Origin of the sequence: Paenibacillus glycanilyticus (genome assembly GCF_023715145.1) — a bacterium.
GTDB lineage: Bacteria > Bacillota > Bacilli > Paenibacillales > Paenibacillaceae > Pristimantibacillus > Pristimantibacillus glycanilyticus_A.
Map to the genome: position 1 here is coordinate 36485 of NZ_JAMBNP010000005.1, position 11947 is coordinate 48431.

General features: G+C 51.6%; 7 protein-coding genes. 6 read left to right on the forward strand and 1 reads right to left on the reverse strand.

Annotated elements, in window-relative coordinates:
- Positions 1 to 3 precede the first annotated feature (3 nt).
- The 3 genes from M3194_RS15285 (at position 4) to M3194_RS15295 (ending at position 4989) form a co-directional block, all read left to right on the forward strand.
- Positions 4 to 1608 carry an extracellular solute-binding protein gene (locus tag M3194_RS15285; protein WP_251654936.1) on the forward strand — a complete coding sequence of 535 codons (1605 nt, stop codon included), beginning with the start codon at positions 4 to 6 and terminating at the stop codon, positions 1606 to 1608.
- Between the two features lie 111 nt (positions 1609 to 1719).
- The gene (locus M3194_RS15290) at positions 1720 to 3162 is read left to right on the forward strand and encodes a response regulator (RefSeq protein ID WP_251654937.1); all 1443 of its coding nucleotides are present in this window, start codon (positions 1720 to 1722) and stop codon (positions 3160 to 3162) included.
- Positions 3163 to 3183: 21 nt separating this feature from the next.
- Positions 3184 to 4989 (forward strand): sensor histidine kinase, encoded by a 1806-nt coding sequence (locus M3194_RS15295; protein WP_251654938.1) that lies wholly within the window; start codon positions 3184 to 3186, stop codon positions 4987 to 4989.
- 50 nt (positions 4990 to 5039) lie between these two features.
- Here the strand turns inward: M3194_RS15295 and M3194_RS15300 are convergent, their stop codons facing one another.
- The gene (locus M3194_RS15300) at positions 5040 to 7742 is read right to left on the reverse strand and encodes an MGH1-like glycoside hydrolase domain-containing protein (RefSeq protein WP_251654939.1); all 2703 of its coding nucleotides are present in this window, start codon (positions 7740 to 7742) and stop codon (positions 5040 to 5042) included.
- Positions 7743 to 7889: 147 nt separating this feature from the next.
- Between M3194_RS15300 and M3194_RS15305 the strand changes: the two genes are divergently transcribed.
- From M3194_RS15305 to M3194_RS15315, 3 genes are all read left to right on the forward strand, one after another.
- Positions 7890 to 8807, forward strand: coding sequence for a helix-turn-helix domain-containing protein (locus M3194_RS15305; protein ID WP_251654940.1), 918 nt, complete (start codon positions 7890 to 7892; stop codon positions 8805 to 8807).
- A 115-nt stretch (positions 8808 to 8922) separates the two neighbouring features.
- Positions 8923 to 10740, forward strand: a complete 1818-nt coding sequence (locus tag M3194_RS15310; protein WP_251654941.1) for a sensor histidine kinase — start codon at positions 8923 to 8925, stop codon at positions 10738 to 10740.
- Complete coding sequence (locus M3194_RS15315; protein WP_251654942.1) at positions 10721 to 11863, forward strand: response regulator; 1143 nt, start codon at positions 10721 to 10723, stop codon at positions 11861 to 11863. Before M3194_RS15310 ends, M3194_RS15315 begins: the two co-directional genes overlap by 20 nt.
- Positions 11864 to 11947: the final 84 nt, after the last annotated feature.

Below are 11947 nucleotides of genomic sequence, written 5' to 3' on the forward strand. Positions count from 1 at the left end.
TAAGTGAATACAGGTACAAAGAAAAAAGCGGCAATTCTGTTTAGTACAGCGTTACTGGCCAGTATTATGGCAGGTTGCGGCGGGAATAACGGCAATAATGAACCTGCGGCATCTAATGACGGGTCCCCGGCAGCAGAAGCATCTTCCGGTCCCGTAGAAACTTTGACTGTAGAAGTGTTCGACAGAGGCATTCAGGGGCAACCGGACTTGAATAACAATACGTGGACCAAATACGTCAACGAAAAATTCGGCAAGCCCAATAATGCCGTCGTAAAATTTGTAACGGTACCCCGTTCCCAGGAAGTCGACAAGCTGAACGTGCTCATGGCTGCCAACGAAGCGCCGGATATTTCCTTTACCTACGACGGTACGACCGTAACCCGCTTTGCTAAAAATAATGGCCTCTATACCTTGGACGAATTGCTCGAGAAGCATGGCCAGCAATTGAAATCCTATCTCGGCGATACCGTTCTTGACTATGGGAAATACGAGGGCAAACAAGTTTCCATCCCGGCGAAGCGGACTTTGCTTGCCTGGAGCGGATTGTTTATCCGCAAGGATTGGCTCGATAAGCTGGGATTGCCCGTTCCGACGAATAAGGACGAATTGTACGATACGCTTGTTGCCTTCCGCGACAAGAACCCCGGCAATGTGACGGGTGTCATTCCGTGGGGGACTGCGGCTGCGGGCATGAACTATTCGTTCGGCAACCTGGTTCCGTCCTTCTGGGGCCCCATGTCGGAGGAAGAATTCGTTACGACCACCAACTGGCTGAAGCCCGGCAACAAGGATGCGTATAAATGGCTGAACAAGCTGTATTCGGAAAAGCTGATCAGCCCCGATTTTGCTTTGGACAAAACGGCCAAGCAAGCGGATGCCGACGTAACGAACGGCAAGGTAGGCTTCTATGGGGCCAACTGGGATTATCCGCTTACTGCAAAAATGCGCGAACCGCTGAAACAAAACGCGCCGGACGCGAACTATGTTCCGATCGATGTCTTCAAGAACGCGGAAGGAAAATATATCAAAGAGACGTATAATGAAAACGGCCTTTTCTCCTTTATCCCGAAAAGCAGCAAACACGCGGAGCTGGCCATGAAGTATCTGAACTGGATGGCTGATCCGGAAGTGCTGTTCTTCCTGCAGTTCGGCGAAGAAGGCGTCAACCACACGATGGTAGACGGCATCCCGCAAGGGATTGCGCAAACCGGCGAAAATATGCAGATGAGCAATCTCAATCTGGATTACACGCTCATTGTTAACGGCGCGGAGCTGGGCGATACCGAAAAGAATGTCAAAACGTACGCGGCAGCCTTGGCAACCGGAGATAAAGACTATGAGAAAATGGCTATTGATTCCTACAGGATCAATACGACAGACGGCTATACCGGCTTTTACTATGGCGTTCCGAACGAAGCCAGCATCAAATACGGCAAGACGCTTGGCGACATGAATAAGCAAATGATGGATAGGCTGATCGTGGCAAAGCCGGCAGAGTTCGACGCCTTGTATGACAAGCTGGTGAAGGAATATATGGACGCCGGCGGCAAAGCCGTGCAAGAAGAGAACGTGAAGCATTACAGAGAAATTAAAGAGAGCGGCAAGTAATTCATAGAATACGGATAAACCGTCGTACACCGCGGTTTATCCGTATTTTCGATTGCTATTCAAGGGCAGGTTTGCTATTATTCGGTGAATCAGACGTTCAGGAGGATACCCATGTATAAGGTCATGATCGTAGATGATGAGTCGTGGGCGATTAAAGGGATCCGCAACGCCTTTGACTGGGATAAGTACGGGTTTGAAATCATAGGACAATTTACAAGCGCTTACATAGCGTGGGATGCCATAAAAGAGGCGAAACCGGATTTGGTATTTACGGATATCCGCATGCCGGACATTTCCGGACTCGATCTCATGAAGAGGGCTAAAGCGCATGACCTGGACATTGAGTTTGTCGTCGTAAGCGGCTATGCGGAATTTGAATACGCCCAAGAAGCACTGCGCTACGGCGCGCTCAATTATTTCCTTAAGCCTTTGGATGTCGATATGGCTGATCCGTTCTTAGCGGAGCTGGCCATGCACTTCTCCCAGAGAAGCGCCGCACGCAATCACCTCCTTTTGGATGCGCTGACCTCGCCCAATGAGGACGAGATCAAACGGTTCCTGCCGATTTCCGATTGCGAGGCTTGCTACTATCAGGTGCTTTCCATCTATTTCGAAGGCGACAGCATGGATTTCGGAAAGCTGCTGACTTTGGAAGGGAAGTCTGTTTATGCCGTGGAGGTTGAAGCGGGAACCAGAAAAAGACTGGTTGTTCTGATGTCGGAGCATAAAGCTTGTTTGGAAGGATACGAGGATGAATGGGTTCTGAGCGATAAGGGAATCCATGCCGTGGGCATTAGCAGTATCTCGGGCGAGCTTAGGCATTTAAGCAAGCTGGTTAAAGAAGCGGACCTGTCGGCCTCCCGGACTTTTTTGGACGAAGGGGCGGGCGTCGTGCATTTCGAGCCGAAGGTTCATTTGGTGAAACCTTGCATCGATGATATTTACCGGATCATTCAGGGGGATCCGCTTGAGGATATGGATGCGTACATAAACGGGATGCAGGAATACTTCAGGGATCAGCAGCTCGGCATGAGCGAGGTTGTTTACTTATGGAATCAGGCCGTCGGGATCCTTATCAACGCTTATGCGGAGGAACTGAAGGATATGGAAATGGAATTCCTTAATTATTCCGAGATTAAGGAACGATTCGAACATTTCGAGTCTTTGTGCAGCTTTTTGCATGACGTCCTCGCTTCCGTGACGCAAGAGAACAACCGCTCTTTGCATGAAGGGGATATCTTGTCCTGCTTCAACCGAATGGTTGCCTATATCAACGGTCACTATGAACAGAAATTGTATTTGAAGGATTTGTCCGCCCAATTCTACATTAATCAAGTGTATTGCTGTCAACTATTCAAGAAAAATCTGGGCAAAACCTTCTCCGAATACGTGTCGGAGCTCCGAATTAAGAAGGCCCGCGAGTTATTGAAGAAAACGGACCTGTCGATCGAGGAGATCGCCATTCAGACCGGGTATGTGGAATATTATTATTTCAATAAAGTTTTCAAGAAGCATTGCGGGATAACGCCTGCGAAATTCAGAAAAAGCAGTTAACGATGAACGGAGCGGCAGGCCATGAAGACCAGTAGACTGAAATTGAAGCATCAGATATGGCTTATCTTTTTTTTCGCTATCGTTATTTTTACGGTCATGGTGTTGTATTTCTTTTATAGCTTCTCCCATCTAACCCAGAATAGGGCCGCCAATTTCGGCAATCAAATGATTGAGCAAACGCGAAGCAAGATTGATACCGTGTTTAACGATATCCGGGTCAGCACCGGCATTGCGGTCAACAGCAAACTGATCCAGGAATATACCGTAGTGGATGATGATTACAAAAGAGCGTTTGATAGCGGGAATTACGCACTGGATCTCATGGATTATATGAGGTCCTTTAATTCGTACGTGAAAGGAATCGTGATTGACGACGTCCGGGGGAGGCAGCTCTACAGTCTGGATTCCTCGGGCGGCGATATTTTCTTTCTCAATCGTTATGACAGCTTTATCCGGACTTATAAGAAGGATCCTTCGCTTCGGGATAAGGGAATGTTCACCACCACCTTAAAGGACGACAGGACGGGATCGGAACAGTTTTTTTATATCACGCCGATTGTGGAATCGATTGGGGGAGTCCATTTCTCCGAAATAACGGGTTACTTCACCATAATGGTCAATATGGACAAGCTGCAGGGGCTTGTGGAAAATACGGAATTGACGCCGCACTCCACCTTGTACATTCTGGACAGCCAGGATGAGGTCATTGCGTCCACGAATGCCAAGGCACAAGGCACGTTGTTCAAGGACGTACTGTCTATGGATAAGGACAATCTGCTTAACGGCGTGAAAACAACCATCGACGGGGAACAAATTCTCGTTCAGGTCAAAGGTTTGGAGCAGGCGGACGGGTGGCGGATTGTCAGCATGATTCCGGTTCATGAACTAACCGCGGACATGAACCCCATGAGGAAGGTCATTATTATCGTGGGGATCGGAATTATTTTAATTCTGATTATGATGGGCATTTTCTTCATGAACAGCCTGATGAATCCGGTGATGGGACTTGTCATGGACATGAAGAGGGTAGGGAGAAGGGACAGGGGCTTCCGAATCAAGGTCCGGTCTACCAATGAAGTAGGCTCGCTTGCCCGCGACATCAATCGGATGATGGATGAGATGGAGGAAATGACAAGGGATATGTTCAATACCCAAGCCAGATTGTACAAATCCGAGCTCAGCCAGAAGCAGGCGGAGTTTTCTGCCCTGCAGAGCCAGATTAACCCGCATTTCCTGTATAATACGCTGAATTGCATCAGCAGCATCGGATTGGAATACGGAAGCAGGGAAATCGCTCAAATGACGTCAAGCATGTCCAAAATTTTCAGGTACAGCATCAAGCAGGATGAGCTCGTGCAGATCAAGGAAGAAGTGGACTGTATTCAGGCCTATATCAAGATTATCTCTATTCGGTACGATAATAAATTCGCCATGAATATGAATGTCGAAGAGGGCCTGCTCGAGATGAGAACCCCCAAAATGATTCTGCAGCCCATAGTGGAGAATTCCGTCTATCACGGGCTTGAGCGGATGGACCAAGGGGGGAGTCTTGAGGTTGCCGGGAGCATGGATGCGCATGGGGATGTGTGCTTCCGCATTACGGATACCGGGAAGGGAATGGAGCCGGAGGAGCTGGCCGCTCTCCAGGCCAAGCTGGACAAGGATTATTCGGAGCGTGCGGCAGACGAAGAACCGGCAACAAGCATCGGGCTAACCAATATTCACAGCAGGCTCCGGCTGCTGTTCGGAGAGGGCTACGGGATCGCCATAGAAAGCCGGATCGGTCATGGGACGACGGTGAACATAAAGATCCCTTCATTGAAATAGAAAGAAAGCCAAGGCCTGAAGGAGGCATTTCAGGCCTTTCGGCGAAGAATTTAAGCCGGTTGAATCGAAATAGAGGCCTGCGGGAAGCAGTCGGATAGCCGCAATTCCAATCCGCCGCCCGGATGTGTTGAGCTTTGTACTTTACACCCATTGCCTTTCGCGGAGAAGGGTATTCCTTCGGCCAGGTTAACCAATAGGGTAAAAACGTCGCCGCGGTTTCCCGCATAATGAAATTCAGCCTTGTATTCCGTGTAATCTTCGTTGAACGATTGCTGCAGCATCCACACGTTAAAGCCGGTCGTAACGTTGCCAAGCTTATAATAAGCGGCAAACCAATTGATTACGGGAGCAGATAACCCGCCGAACTGATGCCAGCCTGCGCCGCGGCCCGACTGAACGATAAAATGCTCGTAACAGTTGTAGGTAGCCTCCGTCTCCGCTTTCCATAATTCGAGCGCTGTGCGAGCGATGCGGAAAGCAAGCTCCGGGCATCCGTGGTCGAGGAGCGTCTTCCAATAAAACCACTGATGGGGCATCCACACTGCACCGTTCCAATAGCCGTCAGCCCGATAATAGGGGGCGCTTTGGTCGACCGTCGATAAGCCGATTGGCGTCCATAAGCGTTCTTCGTCAAACAATGCGGCAATCAGCCGCTTTGCGCGCTCTCCATCGCAGATGCCCGCAACCAGCGGATAGAGACCGTCCATGCCCATATTATAATTAGCCCCTGAGTCATGCCGCAGAAGACCTTCGGCTTCTCCTTGTCCGTTATGGACGACATAACCGTAATAACCGGCTTCTTCATCCCATGCGTACGTATCCAGCGCATCGCTCCATAGCTGAATATTGCGATCATATTCCTGAATATCCTTATGCCAGTCTTCGTTCATTGCCGCTGCCATCCGAAGAATCTTGGCGATCCGAATGACCTGACTGGTTGTAATCACGGGGGCAGCCGCCGCTTCCAATTTCTGCTCATGCACGTATTGCTGAGGGGGATAATCATCCCAGCCTCCCGAGTTATAAAAGTAATCCCATGTTTTAAGCAGTCCCGTACGTAATGCGTTTGTCGTCGATCCATTAATTTTACCCGCCAAGAATAAGTAGTACTGCCGCAGCCGCGGGTAGAAATGGCGAAGGAAAGCAGACGATTGCCCGCCATTCCACAGCTCATGGAACAGATAATGCTGCACGGGCACCGGGCTCCCGTGATGAATAAAAGCGGCCTCGGCATTCCCGGGCTCCGTCATATAAGCATTCAGGCAGTCAATCGCGCGCCCAATATCGAGGTGGACAAAGCCGAGACCGATAAAGCCGGAATCCCAGGTATAGAGGGAATCCCACCATCTTCCGGGTGTGTTGTGCCGAATATATTGGCGATTCGTATAAACGGGGAACACCGTATTCATAAGCAGGGTAGCCCGCATCAGCTGCTGGCTAAAAGCATAACGATCACCGGAAGAATAATGGGGGAGCGGTTCGAGCTTTGTTCGTGCGGCTTGATAGACAGCCTCGCATGCTTCATCGTCCAGCGTTATATTCGAAAGATAGGAATACACTTCTTCTAAGGTTCCGGAACAAACCATGCCGTGAAGCAGGACGGATGAGGCCGGCGAGATTGGGATCGGGCGCATAAACACGTTGGTGTAATGTCCTTGTCCACGACCTCGCAGGACGGCATCGACATGATTATGTACGGTATGGCGGGCAAACCGATCAAGCTCATCGGTTCTGAACTGTCTGATCTCAACGTCGGAATAATTCCACATCAGGCCGTAATAAAAAGGACCTTCCGGATAATGGAGGATCAGACTGCCCGGAACGGGGCCGTCCAGAAGCTCAGGCTCGATCTGCCATTGACGATCAACCAAAGCGACTTCAGTAGAAGCGCTTCGCTCAATAATGGTAAATCCGTCAATGATTAAACCATTTGAGCTCAAGGTACTCAGACGAACCGTGACGCTGCCGCGAGGCATCGTCCCAATAGGCAGTTCAGCCAAGATTAAGGCGTCCGACGCTTCCAGTTCAAGGCGAAACGGCCGTTGTCCGATCCAGAGCTCCAGCTCTCCGCCGAGCATCGACTGACAGCGCAGCACAAATAATGCGTCAAGGATGGCATGCTCGAGGTCGATCTCGTAGATTAGCGAGTCTCCGGTATCCGCCCCGAATTGGCATCCTATTGCGGAGCCGTTGGTAAAATGCTGTCCGCGCACCTCGCCTTTCTTAAATCCATCATAGACTAATCCATCCGAAGGACGAGGCTTTGCGAAGGTAAGCTCCTTATAATCCAGTGCATCTATCCAATTTGCGCCATCGGGAAGCCGTGCTTCCGTAATGATTTGTATATCCCCATGTCCCGAAAGCCGTGGCGGCTGAAGGGATGCCATCCAATGCAGCACGAGATTTTGCGGCTGTTCGGTTTGATTGACCAGATGCGCCCGGATGAGACGGCTATTGTCGTCAAGGGTGCTAAATGAAATGTCGGCGTAGACGCGGTCCTTCCATTCCAGCTCGTGGCGGTGGGAATAGCAGCTGAAATCGGCCGCCGCTTCCCACGGATGATAGCCGGATTCCCACAGAACGTTGGGGATGTCTATTTTTCTTCGATAAAACCCCGGAAATAAGCTGAGATCAAAACGTAATCCCTTGGACTGGTCGCTGATATGCGAGAGGCCAATATATTGTTTGCTGTAAGGACCCCAGGCGGGTAATGAAAGGTCATGATTGGCAGGAAATCTCTCGAGGTCATGCATATCTCATTGCTCCTTCACGAGTAGTGATTTCTCTTCATTATAAAATGTCAGGCTCAATTAAAGCCTCTTGAAAGCAGTCTCCTTTATCTTGAAAACGGACATCCGCGATAGGCTAAAAGCATGATGGAAGGAAGAGGGACGGCCAAAATGAAATTTAGTTTGACTGCTTACGATAAGGAACAAGTCGATTATTCGGATTCGAATTTTCGAATGAAAATTTGGATAATCACTCATCCGAGTCAATCCACTAGCGAGTATGGTCCTTGGCACTGCCATGAAGAGGTCGAGTTGATCGCCGTTCTGGAAGGGACAATGACAATGGAGACGACGCAGCGCCATTATCGTCTGCAAGGCGGCGACGTGGCCATTATTGGCTCGAATGAGCTTCACCGCTCCCATAAATACGGACAGTCCGACCTTGTCTATCTTGTCTGCCATGTCGATATGAACGCGTTTATGGATCCATCGCTGACGATCTATCAGGCTGCATTTACGGGCAGATCAGCCAATTTAACCTTGTTGAATGAATCAGTAACCCGTTCCTTATGCGGAAGGCAAGCGATGCATGCTCTACTCCTTAAGATGCATCGCGATCTGACCGCAAAACATAGAGGCTACGAGTTCATCGTGAATGCAAGCTTCAAGAGCCTGCTGTATACGCTGATTCAAATAGACGACGCGGAAGTCATTACCCCAATGGATCCGCAATTGGCCGTGAAATTGCGCCCTGCATTAACGTATATCGAGCAGCAATTGGACTCGGCTTGCCAGGTCGCCGATATTAGTATCCGGATGAATTACAATAGCGGTTATTTCGCCAAGCTGTTCAAGAAAGGGATGGGAATGACCTTTACCTCCTATGTTCAGATGCGCAGAATGAAGCGGGCGGAACAGCTCTTGTTGACCGAGGCGTGGTCGGTAACCGAGATTAGCGGCAAGGTTGGCTTTGCGAGTCCCGCTCAGTTTTATCAACTGTTCAAACGATATTTCGGCTGCTCTCCGAGAGAATATGTCAACCGGTATAGGCGAAATAAGCATTCCGCAGCCGATATCTATGCGGACTAGCCGTCATACCCGCATGCTTCCTGCGAAAAAGATTATTTTCCCACGTCCATGAACGAGATGGTATGATGCCAATAGATTGTTTTTTCTTGTCGAAAAAAGAAAGCAGGTGCCCGTCTTGGACACTCGATTGTGGATGTCGACATTATTGTTTATCGCGACGGCATTGATGGTGTTCGTAGCGGTCTTGTCCTACCGGAAACGTTATCTGCCCGTAGCCCGGACGATGGTGCTAATGATGCTGGCCGGATCCTTCTACGCCTTGGGCTACGGCATGGAAGTGCTCGCACGCAGCTTGGAGCAAGTGAAGCTGGCGCTTCAAATCGAATACATAGGCATTCCGTTCGTTACGACGCTGTGGCTCTATCAAGCCATTCAATTCACGGGGACGGCCGAGCGTTATCGCCGAAAGCTTGCGGTCGCGCTATTCCTCTTCCCGGTTCTGTTGTTCGTTCTCCACCTGACCAACGATTGGCATCATTTCGTGTACGCCAGCTACTCGTTAAACGCCGAAGCAGCCTTTCCGTTGTACACGACGGCCAAAGGGATCGCGTACAACCTGCATGCTCTCTACAGCTACGTCGTGCTGGCGTGGGGAGTTGGCCTGTTCGTCGCGATGTATGTCCGAGCGCTCCCTGCTGTACGCAAGCAAATATTGATCCTCCTCCTTGGCGCATTCGCGCCGATGGCATTCAATCTGCTGTTCTGGTTCGGCGTGCAAATCGATTTCACCCCCTTCGGCTTCGCCGTCTCGGGAATCGCGTACGCATGGGGGATTCTGCGTTTTAACCTGCTGCGCTTAACGCCGCTCGCGCTCGCCAAGGTGTTCGAGACGATCCGAGACGGCGTCCTGCTGCTCGATGGCGAGGGACGAATCGTCAGCTATAACGGCGCGGCTGCTCGTATTTTTCCCGAGCTCGAGTCCGCACAGAGGCGTTATCCGGTGCCGGCCGTAGATATTTTGACCGAGCATCCGCACTTATTGCAGATTATCGCATCCGATCGCGTCGAGGATGAACGATTCTCGTTCCGAAGGCAGTTGGACGGTCATAGCCAGCATTACAGCTGCAGCTTGTCGATCATCTACGATGGGGGGACGTTGCCGGTTGGCCAAATGATCTTGTTCAGCGACGTCACGGAGCTGATGGAGAACGAAGCGCGCCTGCGGGAGAACGCGAGGCAATTGTCGGAGCTTAACGCGTTCAAGGACAAGCTGTTCACAGTCGTCGCCCACGATATCCGTGATCCGATCGCCCTGCTCGTCAGCTTGACGGACCTGCTTGGCGACGAACTAACCGCCGCCGGTATCGAGCATGCCGAGGTGTTTGTCGAGCTCCGGGGACAGGTGCAAAGCACCTATCATCTCGTCGACAATCTGCTCGATTGGTATCGCAGTCAGAAAGGGGCGGTCGTCTTCAGGCCAACCGGCTGGAACATGAGGCAGGTCGTGCTGCAGGCGATGTCTCTCGCAAGCCCCAAGGCCGGCATGAAAGCGATACGAATCACGGAACGGATAGATACCGCACTTGCGGTCGAGGCGGATAAGGAGATGCTGGATCTCATTTTGCGCAACCTGCTGTCGAATGCCATTAAATTCACGGGCGTCGGCGGCGATATCGAGATCGGCGCCAAGAGCGAAGAGGGTCGAATCACCGTGTGTGTGCGCGACAACGGAGCAGGCATCGACGACAAGACGTCGGACATGCTCCGGCTCGAAGAGCCTTTCTCGAAGGGCGCAATAAGCGGCGGCGATTCCGGAGATACGAGGTTCGGCTTGGCGCTGGCTCGGGAGTTCGTCCGCATTCACGGCGGCGTGCTGCGATTCGAGAGTGAGCCCGGCAGGGGCACGACATTTACATTTACGCTGCCCGAGGCTAACTCAAGGAGATACTACGTTGAAGAGGAGGAGCGTAACGATGAAAGTCATACTGGTTGACGACGAGCCGATGATGCATCTGATCATGGGGAAAATGCTGGACAAGCTGCCGGGCGTCGAAGTGGCAGGAGCTTTCGTGAATACGAAGCAGGCGGCGGCTTTCCTGAACGAGAACGACGACATCGGACTCGCCTTCGTCGATATATCGATGCCAGGCGAGACGGGGATGGCATTCGCCGCCAAGCTGGAGCAGGCCCGCTCGCCAATGCAGATCGTCTTTGTTACGTCCCATAAGGAATTCGCGCTTGACGCGTACGAGCTGTCGGTCACCGATTATCTAGTCAAGCCGGTGTCGCAGGAGCGGCTGGAGCGGACGGTGAATCGGGTTCTGGCAATTCGCACGGCACATGTAGCTTCGCAAGAGCGTGCGGTCTCGGCGGCGCCAAGACTCATCATAACGACGCTTGGAGACGTGTCGATCGGCAGCGAGACGCTTCGCGTAAAGTGGATTTCGCGCAAATGCGCAGAGCTCTTCGCGTACCTGCTGCTCCACCGGGGTAAACGGATCCCCCGTTCCCGGTTAGTGGCGGACATCTTTGGCGGTATGCACCTGGAGAATGCGGAAAACTATTTGAACACGACCGTCTATCAGCTGCGCAAATCGCTTCAGCCGCTGGGGCTAAGGGAAAACATACGCTCGGAGAACGACGGTTATGCGCTGGAGCTGCCGCAAGGAGCGTTCATCGATTACGCGGAGTTCGAGCAGCAGGCGCTGGCGCTTCAGTCCATCGACGCCGGCAACGTGGAAGAGGCGATGCAAGCCGAGCGGCTGTACACGGGCGACTTATTCGGGGACAAAGCGTATGTCTGGGCCATTCACGAGACGGAACGATATGCCGAATTGTACGAGGCGTTCGTCATCCGCATGACAGGCGTGCTGATCGCCATGAACAATACGGCGTCAGCCTCCAAGCTGTTATCAAAACTGAATGAGCGTAATCCGCTCGACGAGACGGTCATTCGGCTGCTGATGGAGGTTCGCGGCATGACGGGGGACCGCAAAGGGCTGACCGCGCTTTATACCGGTTATGTACGCCTGCTCAGCAGGGAGCTTGGCATTCGTCCGTCGGAGGAACTGACCGGGTACTACAACGGGCTGACCGCTCGTTTTTTTGAAAAGTAAGTTTTTATGACAGGGTAATATAGAAGGGGAATACGAAAGGAATTCGAAAGGCAAAAATACGCGAAACCCAAGCGGGCCGCGGTT

What these genes read in the sequence shown, in the direction of transcription:
- M3194_RS15290 (WP_251654937.1), top strand. Translation starts at nt 1,720, where the DNA reads ATGTATAAGGTCATGATCGTAGATGATGAGTCGTGGGCGATTAAAGGG.
- M3194_RS15295 (WP_251654938.1), top strand. Translation starts at nt 3,184, where the DNA reads ATGAAGACCAGTAGACTGAAATTGAAGCATCAGATATGGCTTATCTTT.
- M3194_RS15300 (WP_251654939.1), bottom strand. Translation starts at nt 7,742, where the DNA reads ATGCATGACCTCGAGAGATTTCCTGCCAATCATGACCTTTCATTACCC.
- M3194_RS15305 (WP_251654940.1), top strand. Translation starts at nt 7,890, where the DNA reads ATGAAATTTAGTTTGACTGCTTACGATAAGGAACAAGTCGATTATTCG.
- M3194_RS15315 (WP_251654942.1), top strand. Translation starts at nt 10,721, where the DNA reads ATGAAAGTCATACTGGTTGACGACGAGCCGATGATGCATCTGATCATG.